Below are 20,124 nucleotides of genomic sequence, written 5' to 3'. Positions count from 1 at the left end.
GCAAATGAGGGACACACCTGGGGAAGCTGGCGTAACCGCGCTGACTGGTTGTTCGCAGACTTGTTTAAATAAGCAAAGTAGCGCGGACGTCTCGTCTGCGACCCCTTCGCAGGCGTGACGCCCGCGCTACTTTGTTTACCTACCTCTTCCAATACAGTTCGTCCGCGTTCCACAGAGTTCGATGACGAGCGACCGCCGGCTGGAGATTGCCGATGGAGTTTTTCGCGGAAACGTGCAGGGATTGCGTTGCGGTAAAAATAATCGGCTGCTGATCGGCAAGAATCTGTTGAACTTCATCGTAATACAACCTTCTTTTCTGATAATCGAACGTCGTAAGTTGAAGGTTCATAAGTTGATCAATTCTTTTTTCCCATTCCGTAGCTGCTTTCTTTTGTTGGGGCCACCAGAAATGCATCGTGCCGCTACTTAACCAGATGTTCATGCCGGCCGCGGGGTCCACATCATCGTGACTCAAACTCAGGAGAACGGCGTCATAATCGAAGCTGGATGTTACCCGCTCCACAAGAGTTCCAAAATCTAGCGGGATGTAAGTTACATCGATGCCGAGTTTTTTGAGATCACTGACGATGAAGGAGCATTGTGTGTTGCGGCTTGTGTTGCCGGCGTTGGTATTTAGAGTGAAACGAACCGCATTTCCGCTCCTGTCAAAGAGGTGATCTTCTTTTTGCGTAAAACCGGATGATTTCAACAGCTCCTTTGCTTTCTCCAGATTGTAAGGGTACGTGGCTATCTTGTCGCAATACCATAGATGGTTTGCCGGCGATTCTGCTCCGTATACAGTCGAGCCTTGTCCGTACATGGCATTTTGCGTGATCGCTTTGCGGTCGATTGCATGAGAAATGGCGCGGCGAAAATTTACGTCACCAAACCAGGATCGCTTAACAGGATCCGCGTAGAATTCGCCATTTTTCGGATTTCGGTCCCCATTCTGATTGAAAAACAGCTGCTCATTTTCGAACGAAGGTCCCAGAGGAATTACTTCTAATTGTGTAGTAGATTTTCTTTTTCGCAGTTCTTCCACATCCTGGGGCCTGATGCTCTGATAGGTGTCTATTTCTCCGTTTTGCATGCGCAGCAACAGTTGATCCTGGTCGCGTACAATCAGAAATGTAATTTCATCCAGGTAGGGAAGGCGTTTGCCCTTGGAATCTTTTTTCCAGTAATGCGAGTTCCGGATCAAGGTCATTTTTTCACCCGGCCGGTACTCTTTCAAACGAAAAGCTCCCATGGATACGTAGTCCCGCGGGTCCATATTTATCTGCATCGCCTCGGCAAATTTCCCCTGTTGATAGACGTTTTGCCATTTATGCCGGGGAAGAATCGGAACCGTGCCGCCATCGATGAAACGCAAAAAGGGTCCGTAAGTGGAAGGCAATTGCGCGGTCACCGTAAATTCGTCTTTGCGGATCCACGCAATTTTTTTTCCATCGATAGTCAGAACATCCTGGGCGCCGGAAGGAATGTTCGAATCGTTGACGATTTGCATCGTAAACAAGACATCGTCTGCAGTAAAAGGTTTCCCATCGGACCAGTTGAGTTTTTGACGCAAATGAAAAGTCCAGGTTAAGTGATCCTTGCTGATGTCCCAGGATTTCGCGAGTGCGGGCTCCGGCTGCTGAGTTTTCAGGTTCAAACGTGTCAGGCCTGCGCCCATGATTTGATTGAGCGCCTGTGCATCCGCTTCAAAAGCCACAATCGGATTGAAAGTTTCCGGCTCGCTGGTGGTTGCCGTCACGATTCTTCCACCTCTTGTTCCATTCAAAGGAACTGTCAGGGCGTCATCAGATAGCGGATAGGGATCTTCCGAAACAGTTTTTGTTTGTAATTGGTTTTGATTGCACGAAAAGAGAGTTAGTAAGGCTAGAAAAAAGAGTGCCGCGAATCCCCTGAACATGTGGTGCGTATTTTACCCCAATAATCGTAGATCGTAATCGTAATCGTAATCGTAATCATGATCGTGATCGTAAATCATAATCTCGAATTCCGATCACTTTCAGGAAAAGTACAATAGAACGTTGTTCCGGCGCCTCTCTCCGTATAATATCCGACGCGCCCTCCCATTTTTTCGATGATCGCTTTGCTGATGCTGAGTCCCAGTCCTGTTCCCTTTACCTTGGAGACCGCGTCATAGTCCGACTGAGCGAACTTTTCGAAAACTTGGTTTCTAAATTCTTCGGGAATGCCAGGTCCCCGGTCTGTCACTCGAACATGAACCTGGCCGGCCTTACGTAAAACAGAAACCAGAACCTTCTCTCCGGCAGGGGAATGCTTCGCTGCGTTGGACAGAAGATTTGTGATCACCTGGATTAGACGGTCCTGGTCCGCATTGATGTAAACGCTAGGGGAGCCTGTTTCCATTTTCAGTTCTACATCGAATTTATCTGCGAAGGACCGCACACCATCAATTGCTTCTTCGATAACTGGAATCAGATCAAACCATTGATAGAGAAAACGCATTTTTCCAGATTCAATCTTATCCAGGTCCAAAAGATCATCGATCAACCGCAACATCCGTTTAGCGCTTTTCACTGCAACACGAACAGACTTAAGACATTGTTCAATATTTCCCTGAAGTAGTTTTTCATCCTGGAATTCAAGTGATCCAAGAACGGCTGTCAATGGAGTTCGGAGCTCATGCGAAACAATCGAAAGGACCTCCTGTTTTTTTCGTTCTGCAAGGACTCTTTCCGTTATATCTTCCAGCGTGCCTTCATAGAAATGCAGATTGCCAGTGATATCATGCACCACATTTGCGTTTTCGCGAATGAAGATAGAGGTTCCATCCTTTCGTTTCCAAACGGATTCCAGCCCATGAATCGAACCTTCCGTTTCGAGACGCAACCGAAATTCGGAGCGTGAATATTCGGCCTCGAAATGTCCTGTCTCCAGGTTTCGTTGAATCATTTCATCGCGTGATGAATAGCCGAGCATTCGAAGCAGAGCCGGATTTACATCCAGAATCCTTCCGTCCCGAGTTGTGCGATAAACTCCGATCGGCAGGTTTTCAAATAAAGTCCGGTATCGATGTTCGCTTTCTCGTAATGCTTTTTCTCCGCGTGCATGCAAGGTAATATCGCGAAATACAGCTACTCCGCCGCGAAGCTGCCCCTTCCAATCGAATATCGGCCTGGCATCACAGGCGATCAAAACACCTTCCGGCAGATTCGCGTGACGGATAAAAAGCTGCACATCATCCACGGAGTGACCTTGAATCGCGCGCGCCAACGGCAGGTTTCCGGATGGATAAGGGGTGAGTTCATCCGGATAGAAAACACCATAATGTTCAGACCACTGCTCCGGAGTTGTCTGGCTCAAGTCCTGTTGTAGTATCTTTTTTGCCACCTTATTGAACAGAACCAGTTCACCCTCTTTGTTTGCGACAACAACTCCATCGCTCATGCTTTCGATGATGTGAGGAAGAAGAACCGCCTCTTTCTGGACCGCATCTTCCGAGGATAGTAAATCCTGGAGGATACGTTGAAGGCCGGAATGCACATCGGAATTTTCCGGAATATGCTCGTCTGTCATGGCGTATTTTTGCTTTTTGATTGGTTGATTCGTTCTTCAGCGGCTTTCAAAAGAGAAATTAATCGTAAATCGGTCCCCTTTTCCGCTATAGAGAGTGCGGTGGAGCCATCACTATTTCGAATCGTGGGATCGGAGCCCTGGTCCAGCAAGAATTCAATTGCTTGAGAGTGACGGTTTATGGTTGCAAGAAGGAGGGCAGTGTTGTTGCCGGGATAGGTGATTCCGAAATGAATTTTTGTTTCGGTTCGCGCGTTCAAATCAGCTCCAGCTTTAACAAGGACCTTCAGGATTTCTGTGTGCCCGTTTTCCGCTGCCCGCATCAGAGCTGTTTTGGTGAAGACTTTGTCTTTTGCATTTACATCCACTCCAGCATCCAGCAGAACCTTTACTGTCTTATGGGAACCCTTTTCTGCGGCGACCATCAATGGAGTGATTCCTAACTCATTTTGTCGATTTGCAGGAATACCGGATTGTATTAGAAGTTTTACGATTTTAGAGTCATCCCTGTTGATTCTTTCAAAGAAAGTTGTTTCATCTCGCTTGATGCCGAGCCTCTGTAACATTTGTTTCGCTGCTTCTTCAGAAGCGAAAACCGGAGCGATAAACTGTAACAGTATCAGTAGAAGAATCCCCCCGTAATGTCGCACCATATCAATTGCTGTAGAGCAAAAGCTATGCCCGGGAATGGAATGAGTTGTTCCGTCGGTTCTCATTTTGCTTTGTCGCAAGTATCATGAGACGGGTGAGAATTTGAGACGTTTGAGATGTTCAAAACAACAGTGCGTCGACGCATGACTGATTGGCATATCCTTTGCTGACTGCGGGCGTGACGCCCGCGAGACTGTCCAAAAAGTCAAGAATTGCCGCGAGTTAGTGGGAGCGCGGGCATCCCTACCCGCAATGAACTCGTCGAGCTACAATGTTTTTGCGGACTGGAAGTCCGCGCTCCAACTGACTTTTTGGACTGTCTCCCGCAGTATGTATGTTAATTAAGGATCAAACTGAAATACTTGCAAAAGTTGGACTTTTTAAAGGATTGAATAGGGCCGATTTGCGCCGGATCGCCATTCTGGTAAGGCTGCAATTCTACAAGCAGGGAAAACAGGTACTTGCGGAAGGTTCGACCGGGCATTCCATTTACCTGGTGAAATCGGGAGAACTCACAGTCAGTCATTTTGTGAGAGGGATCCGGCGCGAGCTTGCGAGATTTGGACCGGGCGAGCACTTTGGCGAAATCTCCTTTATCGATGGAAAACCGCGTTCGGCTACCATACATGCCATTCATGATTCCGAACTATACGTTTTGTCAAGGCGCGCTTTTGACCTGCTATTGAACAAGAATCCAAAGTTGAAGATAAAGCTTCAAAAGGCGTTACTGCTGGAGCTCTGCGATAAGCTGCGCTCTCGGGTGAATTCCCTTGATTTTGAGCTCACGGATCTTCTTCCGGTTTCTATTTTTGAAATCAATCAAAAAGGAAATATTACTTTTGCTAACCGCAATGGACTGAGAAACTTTGGCTACTCTGAAAAAGATTTCGACAAGGGACTCCACTTTTCAAGATTACTTCAGTCCGATAAGAAAGGTCTTTTGAAAAAAATATTTTCCTCGCGCGTCAAAGAGTGTAAGTGTATTCGCAAGGACCGATCTATGTTTCCAGCGATTGTTCAAGTGGATCCCATTTTTCAAAGAGGAAAGAGAGCAGGGTATCGGACCACACTGATTGATATTACTGAACGAAAACGGATTGAAGAAGAACTTCGCAATGCGCGGGATGAATTGGAAAAGCGAGTAAAAGAACGAACGGCCGAACTACAAAAGAGCGAGGAGCGGTACGCCCTCTCCATTCGTGGGGCAAATGATGGATTGTGGGACTGGGACCTTCTAACCAATGAACTTCATTATTCGCCGCGATCTAAATCTATTCTGGGAATTCCTCCACAGGAAAAGGCCGTCGATTCATCCTGCTGGATGAAACGCGTTCATCCGGAAGATACTCAACAGGTAAAGGGAGCAATCGATCATCACATTCGCGGACTCACGCCGAATCTGCAGATAGAGTTTCGCGTGATCACAAAGGATGGATCCTGCAAATGGGTTCTTTGCCGCGGACTGGCGGTGCGAAACTCAAAGGGAGACGCTTACAGGATGGCCGGTTCGCATTCCGACATCACAGAGCGAAAGCACCTGGAACAGCAGCTGATTCAGAATGCTTTTTATGATTCCTTAACGAGTCTTCCGAACCGAGCCCTGTTCATGGATCGTCTTCAACTGGCATTAGAACGTTCCCGGAAACGGCATCATCCACTATTTGCAGTGGTTTGTTTGGACCTCGACCGCTTTAAGAATATCAACGACAGCATGGGACATATGGCCGGTGATAAATTGCTTGTATACGTTTCGCAAAGGCTGAATGCGAGTGTAAGACCGGGTGATACTGTTGCCAGGATGGGAGGTGACGAGTTCGTCATTCTCCTGGAAGATTTGAAGGATCCCGGTGATGCAATTCGCGTGGTTTTAAGAATTCTGAATGCGTTTTCGTTGCCCTTCCAATTGCAGAAGAAGAGTATCTTCATAACCGCGAGTCTGGGGATTGCGTTGAGTGGCCGAGAAAAGCCCTATGAACGATCTGAAAATGTTTTGAGGGATGCAGACATCGCGATGTACAGAGCGAAAGACAAAGGAAAAGCTACTTATGAGATTTTCGATGATGCCATGCACGCTAGGGCTCGCCATGCAATGCAGGTTGAAATGGATATGCGTTCAGGTCTCGCCAGAAACGAATACAAACTGAAGTATCAGCCCATCGTCTGCCTGGCTACAGGAAGGATCAGTGGTTTTGAGGCTCTGTGCAGATGGCAACATCCTTCGCGGGGAATCGTAATGCCGGACGAGTTTATCCCGGCAGCTGAGGAAACAGGTCTGATCATTCCGATTGGCCAGGAAGTTTTGCGGCTTGCCTGCAAACAGATCTCGGCATGGAACAAGCAGTTTGATTCTCATCCGCCACTCTTCATGAGTGTAAACGTTTCCGGCAGACAACTGTTCGAATCGGATTTCGTGGATCACGTAGATGAAGTTCTTCGCGAAACAAGATTGAATCCCGAGTTTCTAAAACTGGAAATTACAGAGAGTGTAATGATTGAAAACATGGAACCGGCAATCCTCTTATTGAATCGATTAAAAGAAAAAGGAATTCACCTGAACCTTGATGATTTTGGAACCGGTTATTCTTCTTTAAGCACACTTCATCGATTCCCCATTGATACATTAAAAGTGGATTGTTCCTTCGTTCAGGGGATGGTTCGTCATCCCGAGAAGATGCAGATAGTCAGCACCGTGATTGCACTCGCCAGAAATCTCGAAATGTCTGTTGTAGCGGAAGGAGTAGAAGGATCCAGGGAGCTTGCGCAGCTGCGGAACCTTCAATGTGATTACGCCCAGGGTTTTCATTTCGCTGAGGCTCTTAGCTCTGAGGATGCCACGGAGATGATTCGGAAACGCCCTCAGTGGTAAAGTAAATGTCTGTCGAATGGAATCCAGCAAGTGAAGGAACTAAGTCTATTAAGAAAGACCCGGCTATTTAAAGCTCTTACCCAAAAAGAAATCCTTCAAATCTCAAAAATCCTCCGTCTCAAAACCTTCAAAAAAGGGAAGACGATTTTAAAAGAAGGCGGCAATGAAGGGTCTCTGTACATCGTTAAGAAGGGAGAATTAAAGGTCAGTCATCTCATTCGTGGAAGACGCAGGGACCTGGGGACGTTCCGCGCCGGCGACCATTTTGGTGAAATTTCATTCATAGACCGGAAACCTCGCTCCGCGACCGTACATACGTCCGAAGAATCCGAACTGTGGGTGATGAACCGTAAGCATTTTGATACGCTGCTTAAAAAGGATTCAGGTTTGCAAATCAAAATTCTGGAGTCCCTTCTTGAAGATCTTTGCAACAAGCTGCGGGACAGAAAATTCTCTCTCGATTTCGAATTGAGCGATCTATTGCCGATTGCGGTCTTTGAAATAGACAGGAAGGGCAATATTACTTTTGCCAACCGGAACGGGCTGGATTGTTTTGGATATTCTGAAACAGACTTTGAAGAAGGGTTAACACTGTTCGAGATGCTTTCTCAAAAGGATCGATTCAGAGCCAGGCAGTTTTTGAAAAACATCTATAGTTCCAATCAACGGGGCATCGATGAATTTTCAGCCCTATCCAAAGAGGGCCGGTCTTTTCCGGTTTTATTTCATGCCGAGCGCCTGACTTCGGAAGAGGAAGTGATCGGTGTGCGTACCACCCTGCTTGATATTACAGACAGGAAACAAGCAGAAAGTGCTCTGAAGGAAAGCCAGGAAAGTCATCGAACCATCATGGAGTCCGCCTCTGATGCAATCATTACTATTGATGAAAAGAGCAAGATTCATTTTGCAAATCCTGCTGTTGAGGAAATCTTCGGGTATAAACCGGAAAAGATCATCGGAAAACCTTTAACGATTCTGATGCCTGCTCCGCTTCGGAAGCTGCATAAAAAGTCGCTGCATCGATATATCTCTACCGGAGAAAAGAATATTCCGTGGCATGGTGTCGAGCTCACCGGGCGTCATTCCGATGGTCACGAAATAACGCTGGAGATTTCATTTGCGGAATTCGTGGAAAGAGGAAAGCGGTTTTTTACCGGTTTTATCCGGGACATTCGAGAAAGGAAGAAGACGGAGCAGGGACTCCGCCAGCTGAAAAAAGCGGTGCAAAACATGCGAATTGGAGTCACCATTTCCGATACGAAAGGCAAAATTCTTTACACCAATCCTGCAGAAGCGCGGATGCATGGTTATAAAGTGGAGGAGTTGATCGGCAAAAACGTCCGAATTTTCGCGCCGCAAGAACTCTGGCAGCCGGTAAGCGAAGATCTGTTGAAAGAATTCACTCATATGGCTCGCGAAAGTGTGAACGTAAGAAAAGATGGTACCCGTTTTCCGGTTCAAATTATTTCAGACGTGATCCGCGACAAAGCAGGAAGAGCCATTGAAATTGTGACGAGTAGCGAAGACATCACACAGCGAAAAGAAATGGAAAGGGCGCTGCGTGACGCGCGTGATTCGCTCGAACAAAGAGTCCTGGAAAGGACGGCAGATCTGAAGGAATCGGAAAGACGCCTGGAAGAGATGATGGAAAATGTCCAGCTCATTTCTCTGATGCTCGACACAAATGGAAACATAACTTTTTGCAATGATTACCTTTTACAACTGACTCAGTATTCCAGAGAAGATATCCTGGGAGAAAACTGGTTCGAGATTTTTCTACCGGTCGAAGAGGGCTATGAAATAGAGCATTCCTTCTTTAGAAGCGTTCGTCAGGGTAGGATTCGGCCGCATCGGGAGAATCACATTTTGACTCAATCTGGCAAACGACTTCTCATATCGTGGAATAACACGTTGCTGCGCGACCGGCACGGAGAAGTCATCGGGACAGCCAGCATCGGATCCGATATCACAGACAGGAGGCGCTCTGAAGAATCGCTCAGACAGAGTGAGGAACGTTACCGCAGAATGATTGAAAGCATTGAAGATGGTTACTATGAATGCGATCTGGCAGGAAATTTTGTTTTCTTTAACCAATCCTTATGCAAGATGCTTGGGTATTCGAAACAGGAAATGCTGGGGTTAAACAACCGGGATTATATGGATCCTGAAACGGCCGCGCAGGCCTACGCTCTTTTTAATCGTATTTACCGGACCGATGAGTCCGTACGTGAATTCGAATGCGAGGTTTTTCGAAAGGATAAGACAAGGATCAGCGTGGATATCTCCGGAACACTGATCAGGAATGTTGACGATGAACCGGCAGGTTTTCGGGGAATTATCAGGGATGTGACCAAGCGTAAACAGGCAGAAGCGGACAAGCATGAGCTGGAAGAGCACTTGAGACGCGCCCAAAGGATGGAAGAAATGGGGCGTCTGGTCGCGGGCGTTGCGCATGAAGTCCGAAATCCATTGAACGCGATCCAGGCGACAACGGAGGCTCTCCAACAGGACCTTGCTCACAATCCGGAATACGCTTCTTATTTGCAAGTCGTTCGTTCTCAGGTGGCCAGACTTTCTGAATTGATGCGGGATTTGCTCGAGCTGGGAAGACCGGCTGATGCAGCAAGAATGCAAGAAGAATCGATGTCTCAGCTTTGCATGGAAGCTGTGCATCTATGGCGGCAAACGGCGCAAAACTCAGGCCACTCTGTGACGCTGAACTTACCCGAAGAGAGTCGTTTGAAATTCCAAGTGGATGGAGCCCGGTTTCAACAGGTTTTATTAAATGTATTGGATAATGCATCACAGCACAGTCGCGCTGGAAGCAAGATAGAGATTACAAGCACGGAGCTTGAAGATATGATTTGTTTACGTGTGAAGGATGAAGGAACTGGAGTTTCGCAAGAAAACTTAAAACGTATTTTCGATCCTTTTTTTACAACCAGACGAGGGGGAATTGGATTGGGATTGAGTCTTGTGAAACACATTGTTGAAAGCCATTCCGGTGAAGTCAGGATGTATAATAATGACCCGGCGCCTGGGTGCACAGTTGAAATAGTATTCCGTTCTTCAAGCGGTTTATGATAACGACAGTCCTTCTTGTGGATGACGAAGCTGCGATTCGCTTCTCCTTCACTAAATATCTCACCAGAACAGGTTTTCAGATCACGGAAGCCGCCACACTCAACGATGCGCGCATTGCAGTTGGAAACCAGCGTTTTGATGCTGTTTTGCTGGACCTGAATCTCCCTGATGGGAATGGTCTGGATTGGATTCAAGAAGTTCGGAGCATGCAACCGGATGTTGCCATCGTTGTAATCACAGGGATCGGAGACATCCCTTCGGCCGTTGAGGCCATGCGCCGTGGGGCCGATCATTTCTTAACCAAACCGGTGAACATGAGTGACCTGGAACTTTTTTTGCGGAAGAGTCTGGAGGTCGGCTCGCTAAGGCGCAAGAACCTCACCCATAGGCGGCTTGCTAAAATGCCTCAACCTTTTTTTGGCGAAAGCGCGGCAATGAAAAATATGATCCCGTTGTTGCAACTGGCCGCAGACAACGAATCCAATGTTTTATTGCAAGGCGAAACGGGCACCGGTAAAGGAATTTTTGCGCGATGGATTCACTATCAAGGTAGCCGCTCCTCGTCTACTTTTGTAGAAGTGAACTGTTCCAGTTTGCGCGGCGAATTGCTCAGCAATGAGCTGTTCGGTCATGTCCGCGGAGCCTTTACCTCCGCAGTCGAAACCAGACAGGGCCTGCTCGACGTGGCTGATGGTGGAACTCTTTTCCTGGATGAGATTGCGGACATGGATCCGGGAGTGCAGTCGCAATTTTTGAAGGTTCTCGAGGAAAAAAGGTATCGCAGGCTGGGAGATATTCAGGAAAGGCGAAGCGATTTTCGTTTGATCTGTGCGACAAATAGAAACCTCATGGAAGAAGCGTCGCACGGGCGGTTTCGAAAGGATTTGTATTTCCGGATCAACGTACTTGCCATCGACGTCCCTCCGCTGCGGCAACGGCGTGGTGATCTGAACGGTTTAACGAAATACATACTGGATCGGATGGGCGCCAGCAACGTCCGACTGACGGAAAGTGCGACAGAATTACTGCTAAAGTATTCGTGGCCGGGAAACATTCGTGAGCTCAGCAATGTTCTGGAAAGAGGCATTTTGCTTGCGAATCGTCAAGCCACACTCTCAAAAGAGCATCTGCCCGGTCTGGCGAATGAGCAGATTTTGTCCTCTGCGCAGCAGGATGTTCCGCAACGGAACGAAGTTCAGGATACCTTGAAGCGTTTTGAAGGCGACAAAAAGAAGGCAGCAGAAGCTCTCGGTATCTCCAGAGCTACTCTCTATCGAAGACTGAAGGGGCAGCGACTTTAGTCGCTATCGTCTCATTTTGTCTCACTTCTTCTCAGAATTCTTGAGAATCCGACTCATCAAACAGCCCGACCACTCTCGAGGACCGGGGTGGCACGCCCATTGCACAATAGCCTGGCAATGCAAAAGAGATTGCTTCTTGTGGATGATGAAGTTGCTACGCTGATCGCCTACAGAAAACTGCTCAGCAGCCCCAGCGTTCAACTGGATACGGCTGCCACCATGGAAGAAGCCACGTTGTTCTTGCAAAACAGTCGTTATCATGTTGTGATTTCCGATTTGCGTCTGTCTGGCACTTTCAATCTGGATGGCTTCGAAATTGTTCGGCTGGCAAAGGCAAAAAACCCACAAACGCAGATTATCGTGATCACTGCATATGGAACGCCCGAAGTCCTGGATCGTGCTTTTGATCTTGGAGTTGCGCGTTACTTTGAAAAACCGGTGATAGCTGAGGATCTGAAGAAGGCCATTAAGAGTTTGGGAGTCGAAATATGAAATGGATGTGTCTTGTGCTGGCGCTGTTTTTTCTCGTTGTATCTGTTGAGGCTCAAACGCCGAGATATAAAGTTTACTCCGCGCCGTTTCCACAGCTTGGTGGAGACGGAGCTGAACCTTCGATTGGCGTGAATGGAACAACCGGTAAAGTGCTTTTTCAATCGGGCCTGGAAACTCTTCGAGTAACTTTTGATGACGCAACTTCACCTGCGCAAACCACCTGGGTGATCACTCCTACGTTGCTCACATCTCTTTTCAGTCTTGACCCGGTGCTGTTCACGGACAAAGCAACCAATCGCACATTTGTTTCTCAACTGGATGGAGGATGCAGTTTGACCGAATACACCGATAATGACGGCGCAAGCTGGAATCTCAGCATAGGATGCGGTGTACCGGCGGGATTGGATCATCAATCCATCGGTGGTGGTCCTTATACGGCTCAAGCGCCGCAGCACTCCGCGTATCCGAACTCAGTGTTTTATTGTTCCCAGAATCTCGTGACCGCCGTTTGTTCGCGGAGTGACGACGGAGGTTTTACATTTGGTTTGGGCGTCCCGGTTTACACCTTGCTGCAATGCGGTGGCCGCCATGGCCGTGTCAAGGCTGCGCCCAATGGAATCGTATACCTTCCTAACAGCGCATGCGGATTGGTACAGGGACTCGCTGTGTCTGAGAACAATGGATCGACCTGGACAGTACGAACGATACCGGGAAGTACAAAAGGGCAAAGCGATCCCTCCATTGGAATCGGGAGTAATGGGAGACTTTATTTTGGTTATCAGAACGGAGACGGACGGGCACGCGTTGCCGTTTCAACCGATCAGGGAAAGACCTGGATTTACAACGTCGATGTCGGCGCCTCTTTAGGCATCATGAATTCAGTGTTCCCGGCTATGGTCGCAGGGGATGATGGTCGCGCGGCGTTCGCTTTTTTGGGTACGACCACGGCTGGCGACTATCAAAAATCAAGTTTCACCGGGACCTGGCATCTGTACATTTCCACGACGTTTAACGGTGGAAAAACATGGACAACCGTCAATACCACGGCTCCCGATCCTGTTCAGTTCGGCTCGATCAATATTCAGGATGGTGTTCAGCCGGCAGGCCGCCGAATTACTGCCAATATGGCCACCTCATTAGTGGATCGAGGCGATCGCAATTTGCTCGATTTCATAGACATAGCAGTAGATAAATTGGGACGGGTGCTGGTTGCCTATGCCGATGGTTGCGTTGACGCATGCGCCTCTGCGCCGAGCAGCAGTCAATCCCGGAGCGCGCGTGCTGCTATCGCGCGACAGTCTGGAGGAAAACGTCTGTACGCAGCTTACGATCCGGTTGAACCTGCTAAACCTGCTGCGCCACTATTGAGTGGAAAAAGAGAAACATCCGGAGTGGTGTTGAATTGGTCCCAACCCGATAATGGAGGTTCTTCAATCACAAAATACAAAATCTATCGCCGGACTGGGACCACATCCTACGCGCTGTATAAGACTTTAAAAGCAAATTCTTATGTAGATACAGCTATTTCGAACAGCGTGACATACTACTATCGAGTCAGCGCATTGAATTCGAAAGGGGAAGGGCCTCAGAGTAACGAAGTTGGTTTTTGAGTTCTTGAAACATTTCCGACAGTTCCGCGTTTTCATTTTTCTGTAAAGACTTCATCCCTTTTCTGTACCACTTCCTGCTTTCTGGAATATTTGCAAGCTTCAAACAGACTTCTGCCAGGTTGTAAAATCCCATTGCGGCTTCTTGCATTTCTCCCGCCTCGACAAACATGGACGTGGCTTCTCTGTAATAGTCGTATGCTTTCCGAAATTCCTCTTGATAAAAATGTACAATGCCGAGCCACATCTTACTTTTGGCTACTCCATGCGTGACTCCGAGAACGGAGAACAGTCGAATCGCTTCCTGTAAATACTTTTCAGCTTCCTCATAATTTGCCAGCTTAGTAAGCGCCTCGCCCAGGCCGACCAGAATAATGGCAACCATGTAGAAATCACCGAACGACTCTGCCCGTGGAAGAAGACGAAGCAGTATTTCTCTGGCCTTCTCCGGTCGATCATTGTCCGACAGGATTCCTGCCCATTCCTGCCGAATTCTGATTTCCTGAAACAGGTTTCCGCTTTTGACTGCGGCAGTAAGGGCGGTTCGCATCAAACGCTCTGCCTGGTCGAGCTGTTTCCGGTCGGCGGCGATCGTAAACAAAAAAAAGTAACAGGATAATCTTTCCTCACTATACTTTGAGCCTGCTTGTTGAAGAGCCTTTCTTAAATGGAATTCTGCTTTCTCTAGATTCCCCAGCCAGAAGTAAGTGGAGCCTATCAAGTGATGCAGTTTTGATCGAAAGCCATCTTTTCGCTGGTTGGAGCTGTGCGTCAATCGAAGGCTGAACGGAAGATAGGAGTAATTGCTGATGCGGCGCATAGCATCAAATTGTAATAGCGAGGCTCGCGCGTAATGAGACCGCAAACCCGCTCTGCGGGCGAGATTGCGGATTCTCTTTGACAGACGGATGCTTTCTTGAATCTCACCGGTGTGCATCATATTTTCAGCCAGTTTCAATGCAGTATCCCATTTGCGTGAATCAGCCGTGTGTTTCAGAGAATCGTAAGCGTAAGAATAGTACCTTCGCGATTCAGGAAATGAAAAAGTACGATAGAGCTGATCCGCCGCTTGAAGCGAATAGATCACGCTTTTCTTCGTCATTCCGGCAAGACGGAAATGGTTGGCAAGATTCGGAGAGTATTTTTGCGTTTGACCGGAAAGGACGGATTCCATGGCGCAGCCGATTTCTCTGTGTGTCTTTCTCCGGAAACGTTCGGGAAGCGAATGGTAAATCGCTTCCTGAATGAGCGCATGGGAAAAAGTAACCTGATCGTGACTGACCTGCTGGAAATAACCCTGCTCGCAAAGCGCATCGTATGCAGGTTTTTGAAAGACCGGGCACAATGCCTTTTCCAGAACTCTTAAAGAGAAAGTCGGTCCCATACAAGCTGCTGTCTGAAGATGGATTTTTTCAGGCAAATCCAACTGGTCCGCTCTTGCTGAAATGATTTCTTCACCCGAAAGACTTTCCCGTGAGAGGGATTCCCGGCTCGCAGTCCACTTCCCTCCAATCTGAATCAGTGCATTCTGGTTCTTCATGTAATCCAGGAGCTGCGTCAAGAGGAAAGGGTTTCCCTGAGTTTTCTGGTAAAAGTATTGAAATAGCGGGTCTCTTAACTTCCCGGAAAGTAGAACTTCCATCAGTTGTTTGAATTCTTCACGTTTCAGATGCTCTAAGGTCAAGAAATAGCATTGCTTGCGATTTAAGAACTGGTCTTTGTTCCAGTTTGGCCTGCCCGCTGCAAATAGGATGAGTGGCTCGTTGTTTAAATGATTGAGGAACGCGGACAAAAGTTCGAGTGAGAGGGAATCAAACCAGTGAAGGTCATCCAGAAAAAACAATGAAGACACTGCGTTGGCCCTCTGGAGCAAAAGCGTGGAAATCTGATGGTGAAGGAGGTTCTTTTTTGTGTTTTCATCGTATCCGCTGGAGGATTTGACGCCATCCAATTCAAAAAATTCTGCATGCATCGGAAGGAAGCCGCTTAGATCCTCCGGAGCCTCTTTGAGTATTTTTCTTAATCCGCGCAGATCCGGTGTTTTCCCGCCGAATAGACAGGATATTGCGAGATTTTTCCATGCAGCGTATGCATGGCTACGGCGCGTAATTTCGCTTTTGCCGGCTGCAACCAGCCATCCTTTTTGATGGGCAAGTGAGCAAATATGCCCGGCGAGGTAGGATTTGCCGATTCCGGATTCACCTTCGATAAACACAATTCGCGGTTTTCCTTTTTCTGCCTCTTCTAAGTGATCTAAAAGAGTTTGAATTTCCGCAGTTCTTCCGGCAATATTTTGTTCACTCAGTTGAAACAACTTTTCTTTTTTCGGTGATTGCAAAGCGAAAACGAGAACAGGATCTGTTTTTCCTTTGATTCTTTTTTCTTCCCCGGCGCTGAATTCAAACAGCTCGCTTCTTTTTTGAAAGGATTCACTGACAAGTATTTGAGAGGGGACGGCGATTTGCATAAGCCGTGCCGCAAGATTCACGGGATCCCCTACGACTGTGTAGTAGAAACTTCCCGCGCCGCCGACAATTCCAGCGAAGACCCTGCCTTCCGTCATGCCTATCTTGATTTGGATCCGTTTCCAACGCCGTTCGATTGCCTCACGGATGTCCAGCGCAAATTGAGCAGCAAGATCCTGCTTTTTCTCCAGCGGATTGGGAGCACCAAAATGCAAAAGGAAATTTGAACCTTTGTCGCCGGTTGTAACAGCATTCAATCGCCCGCCGTAACGATGCGCCGTTTCGATAATCAAACAGAAAAAATTGTGAAATTGATTGCCGGTAAAGTGTTCCTTTTGATAAGTAAAGCCTTCGAATTGTAAAAAGACCGGGACCATTCTTCGAAGAGCGCCTACATATTTTTCGTAGCCGCGTTGGATCTGCTCCGATACTTCCTTGATCAAGAATGGATGAAAGTTTTTAGGGTCAGTGTTGATGGATGTTTCATCGCGCGATGAAGATCGCGAGCTTTGATCTACGATCACTTCTCCCGGTCCGGCGCGTTGTTCCGCGCGGCTCGCGCGATCCACAGCATCGCCCGCAAATAGGAACTCGCACCGGATATTCGGGTCCCCTACAGCGCCGATCATTACATCGCCTTCAGCCAACCCCATTTTCATTGCCAAACCAAAGTTTCCAACCGGCGTTTTCAGATTGCCGAATGCAACCATGGCGTTTTGCATTCGCGCGGCCGCCAACTTTGCATGGTGAAGACATCCTTCGTTCGCAAAAAGGCAAAAAATTGAATCACCGGCAAATTTCATTACTTCTCCGCCCTCTGATCGAACAATGCTGATCATTCGCGAAAAATATCTGTTCAGCAGCGAGCTCATGATTTCTGCGCCTTCCGCTCCTAAAATGGAAAGTTTTTCGGAAAGGAAAGTGAAACCGGAAATGTCCGCAAACAGGACGGCTCCGCTTAGCCATTCGAACCATGGTTTTTCGCGATCATAACGGCGGATGATTGAGGGAACAAAAACGTCGGCTTTCATGGTTTAGAACAATCGTACTACAGCTGCTGGTGTAAGAAGGGAGATAGGGAGATAGAAGAGATGGGGAGATGAAAATAGAATAAAAAATATCTCCTTATCTCAAATATCTCCCCATCCCCCTTGAGCTTTTCGGAACATTCCTTTGATCGAGGTGTCTTAACTTCGTATGCAATTAACCGCAGAAGAGATCAAATCAGATATAAACGTTACACCACTTGTGGATGTGGTGCTTGTTCTGTTGATCATCTTCATGGTCGTAACTCCGATGATCGTGTCGCGCAATGTAGAAGTGCCTGTTACCCAGAATCCTGGAAATCCGCAAAAGGGAATGCAGAAAATCATTTACCTCACCGAAACCGGAGATTTGTTTTTTGAAGAAGTGCCCGTTGTGGGTGAAGTTTTGCTGAACCGGCTTCAGGAACTGCAACAGAGAGAGCCCGGGGCGCGAATTCTGTTGCAGGCGGACCGGCGATTGTCTTACGACACTGTCATGATGGCGCTTGAGCTGATTTCACGCTCAGGTTTTCTTGAAGTCGGTCTGATCGCCAAACCGGTCAAGAATTAATTTTTAACAGAAGAACGCAAAGGACGCGAAGATAAGAAATTTCTTTTCCTTTGCGCTCTTTGCGGTCTTCTGTTCAATTTTAATCGCCGGGTTTGATTAGCGGTGGCGCCGAAGCAAAGAAATCGTGATAGAAACGCTCTGTATATTCGTTTAGAAGCTGCGTTACCCGGTCATAATCCGGCGAAGTGACTATAATGCCGGCATGATTTTTCTTTTTGAGCCGCCAGAAAACTTCAGGCGCATCGTAACTGGAGAGGTCCGGCCATTCCTGCTTGGCCAGTGAAACAAGCAGTCCGCCATATTCATCGCGATTGGGAAGCGCCTGATATCTCTCTCCTTCAAGCAGTGTTTCGATCTTCGCCCATTCAGCCCACAAATTCAGTCCGGTGGAAGACTGCACCAGGTCGGCGATGTGCGCGCCACCCACTCTTGCGGAAGTTTCGAGGAAATAAAATCTGTTGTCATCACAACCTTTAATGAACTCTGTGTGCGAGACTCCTTGTTGCAATCCCACGGTCTTCAGGAGATCCCGATTTATTTTTTGCAGAGCCTGTTCATCTTCGGATCCACGGACCATCGTACGAGTCGAAAAAACTCTGCCCTGGTGCGCCACTTCCATTGGAGGGATCCCGTATTCATGAGCGATTGCCATCAGGATTTCACTTCCATAAAGGATCGAATCCACATGATGAACCTTGCCTGGAATGTACTTTTCGAGCACATAGAAGGATTGTTCATCTCCCAATTCGTCGATCGATTTCCAGAGTTGCTCGGCGCTGTCGATCTTTCTGATTCCAATCGCTCCTGCTTGCAGGCGGGGCTTCAGCACATAAGGAGGTGGTATCTCATTCATATAATCTTGAATCCTTCTGTAGTTCAAAATGTGAACAAATTTTGGAACCGCTATGCCCGCAGCAGCCGCAGCGCGGCGCATGGCAAGTTTGTCTCGAAAATAACGCGCGCCTGTATCGCCAATCCCCGGAATCCTTAAATGCTCACGCAAAGAAGCTGCTTTTTCCACATCATAATCATCCAGAGCCACGATCCGGTCGATTTGCTCCGTTCGAGCCATGTAACTCACACCGTAGATCACGTCATTCATATTCCAATGCTTTTTTACATCGGGAATATAAAAGACTTCATCGATGCTCTCGGTCGGCCAGTTGGCGACTCCCTCCAGACTCTTAGAAGTTAGAAGTATGACTCTCCAATCTTCCCGCTTGCACTGGCGCAGAAACTCATGACCTTTTTCATAGCTGGCAATGCACAAAATTGTTTTAGGCATAAGGGTTCTCCAACAAACGCGCTACAGGGTATACGTTCTCTTTTCTATCAAAGTAAACAGAACGTTGATAGAAGAAGTCAAGTCGTTTCTCCGGATGACTGCGAAAGTTCTCGTCCAGTTCGAGTCTGTTCTGGAATTCTTCTTTCAACCTCGGATCGTTTTGCAACATCTTTTGCGCAATCGGTTCAAGGATATATGGTTCAGCGTATTCCTTTCTTTCGAAAATAGAAAGAAAGAATCCCCACCGCACAAGTGAGTCCGGACCGGAAGGCTCAAGCAGATGGAGAATCACGCGTAAAGCTCTTTGCGCAACCGGAACAAAAATCGTTGACTCAGTCAACAATATTTTTTCTCGATAAATTTCCGTTTCAAAATGCGCCCGGATGCGGCTTTCGTAAGGTTTTGATGCGAAAGAAACATTCTTAAACCGGTAACGCTCAGCCTCCACTGTGCAAGAGGATTTTATCCTCTTGACGCGAACGCCATGCATCTGGAGGTGTTCGGCAATGTGCGCATATTCGACCGGGATGCTATATCCTTCCGGGGCGATCACCGTTTCGGTTACTTCCCCCCGGCGATAAAGAGGAATCTCAAATTCCAGTGGTTCACCAGTGTAACGGATCACCGAATTTCCTGTGATCGCGCTTTCTTCTTTATAAGACGCAATGCCTTTGAACAGGAAAGCCTCAGGCTCCTGTTTTAAAGACACCACAAGGGGAAAAGGTGTTTTCCGGTGGCAATATTCCTGAATTGTGTCTTCATCAGCCAGGCGGTTCCGTTTGCGAAGTTCCTTGGAATTCCGGTTCAGATAGTCCAGCGCTGCTTGATTCATTGCTTTCGTGCTGTAGACGCGATCCGCATAAGGTTTTAGAGAATGCGCTTCCACAAGTAGACAGAAACGATTTTGAATGGCTGAATAACCAACGGACAATCTCGGGTTTGCCGGGTGATTGATGAGTCCATCGCTGAGGTTGTTTCCTTCATTGTAGGGAGCGGTTGGAATGCCCTGACTTTCCAGTGCCTGAGTGATGGCCGGCACGAAGCGATCCTCCGCCCATTCTGCCAGCGCGGGATGAATGTGTTGATGGGTTTCCAGACAGTAAAGAACTCGATACTGAAAATCCGCGCCATCTGTGCAATGGTTATCGATGTAAAAATCGGGTAGCCAGTAATGATAGAGGGCCAGAAGTGACCTCATCTCCGGAGCATCCGCTTTTATGTAGTCACGATT

12 protein-coding genes are annotated in these 20,124 nt (G+C 47.7%); 6 read left to right on the top strand and 6 right to left on the bottom strand.

Annotated features, from left to right (window positions below):
- Positions 1–139: 139 nt before the first annotated feature.
- The 3 genes from L0156_13595 to L0156_13585 form a co-directional block, all read right to left on the bottom strand.
- Complete coding sequence (locus tag L0156_13595; protein ID MCI0604030.1) at positions 140–1,915, bottom strand: ABC transporter substrate-binding protein; 1,776 nt, start codon at positions 1,913–1,915, stop codon at positions 140–142.
- Between the two features lie 74 nt (positions 1,916–1,989).
- Positions 1,990–3,549 (bottom strand): PAS domain S-box protein, encoded by a 1,560-nt coding sequence (locus tag L0156_13590; protein ID MCI0604029.1) that lies wholly within the window; start codon positions 3,547–3,549, stop codon positions 1,990–1,992.
- The gene (locus L0156_13585; GenBank protein ID MCI0604028.1) at positions 3,546–4,262 is read right to left on the bottom strand and encodes an ankyrin repeat domain-containing protein; all 717 of its coding nucleotides are present in this window, start codon (positions 4,260–4,262) and stop codon (positions 3,546–3,548) included. The genes L0156_13590 and L0156_13585 overlap by 4 nt, the downstream gene beginning before the upstream one ends.
- A gap of 269 nt (positions 4,263–4,531) precedes the next feature.
- Between L0156_13585 and L0156_13580 the strand changes: the two genes are divergently transcribed.
- The 5 genes from L0156_13580 to L0156_13560 all read left to right on the top strand — a co-directional run bounded on the left by L0156_13580 (position 4,532) and on the right by L0156_13560 (position 13,550).
- Positions 4,532–7,063 (top strand): EAL domain-containing protein, encoded by a 2,532-nt coding sequence (locus tag L0156_13580; protein ID MCI0604027.1) that lies wholly within the window; start codon positions 4,532–4,534, stop codon positions 7,061–7,063.
- A 30-nt stretch (positions 7,064–7,093) separates the two neighbouring features.
- The gene (locus tag L0156_13575) at positions 7,094–10,147 is read left to right on the top strand and encodes a PAS domain S-box protein (protein ID MCI0604026.1); all 3,054 of its coding nucleotides are present in this window, start codon (positions 7,094–7,096) and stop codon (positions 10,145–10,147) included.
- The gene (locus L0156_13570; GenBank protein MCI0604025.1) at positions 10,144–11,448 is read left to right on the top strand and encodes a sigma-54 dependent transcriptional regulator; all 1,305 of its coding nucleotides are present in this window, start codon (positions 10,144–10,146) and stop codon (positions 11,446–11,448) included. The genes L0156_13575 and L0156_13570 overlap by 4 nt, the downstream gene beginning before the upstream one ends.
- Before the next feature lie 87 nt (positions 11,449–11,535).
- Positions 11,536–11,940, top strand: coding sequence for a response regulator (locus L0156_13565; protein ID MCI0604024.1), 405 nt, complete (start codon positions 11,536–11,538; stop codon positions 11,938–11,940).
- Positions 11,937–13,550, top strand: coding sequence for a fibronectin type III domain-containing protein (locus tag L0156_13560; GenBank protein ID MCI0604023.1), 1,614 nt, complete (start codon positions 11,937–11,939; stop codon positions 13,548–13,550). The genes L0156_13565 and L0156_13560 overlap by 4 nt, the downstream gene beginning before the upstream one ends.
- On the opposite strand, the gene L0156_13555 is transcribed toward L0156_13560, so the two are convergent.
- Positions 13,495–17,043: a DUF2791 family P-loop domain-containing protein gene (locus tag L0156_13555; protein MCI0604022.1), complete on the bottom strand. Its 3,549-nt coding sequence runs from the start codon at positions 17,041–17,043 to the stop codon at positions 13,495–13,497. The two genes, L0156_13560 and L0156_13555, sit on opposite strands and share 56 nt — an antisense overlap.
- 166 nt (positions 17,044–17,209) lie before the next feature.
- Here L0156_13555 and L0156_13550 point away from each other — a divergent pair, with 166 nt between their 5' ends.
- A complete protein-coding gene (locus tag L0156_13550; protein ID MCI0604021.1) occupies positions 17,210–17,608 on the top strand; it encodes a biopolymer transporter ExbD in 399 nt (132 codons plus the stop codon).
- A gap of 79 nt (positions 17,609–17,687) precedes the next feature.
- Here the strand turns inward: L0156_13550 and L0156_13545 are convergent, their stop codons facing one another.
- Positions 17,688–18,893, bottom strand: coding sequence for an ATP-grasp domain-containing protein (locus L0156_13545; protein MCI0604020.1), 1,206 nt, complete (start codon positions 18,891–18,893; stop codon positions 17,688–17,690).
- A partial coding sequence (locus tag L0156_13540) for a hypothetical protein (protein ID MCI0604019.1) occupies positions 18,886–20,124 on the bottom strand: 1,239 nt, incomplete at its 5' end. The genes L0156_13545 and L0156_13540, both read right to left, overlap by 8 nt.

Source organism: bacterium, from assembly GCA_022616075.1.
Classification (GTDB): Bacteria; Acidobacteriota; HRBIN11; order JAKEFK01; family JAKEFK01; genus JAKEFK01.
This window is presented reverse-complemented; position numbering and strand designations above follow the sequence as displayed.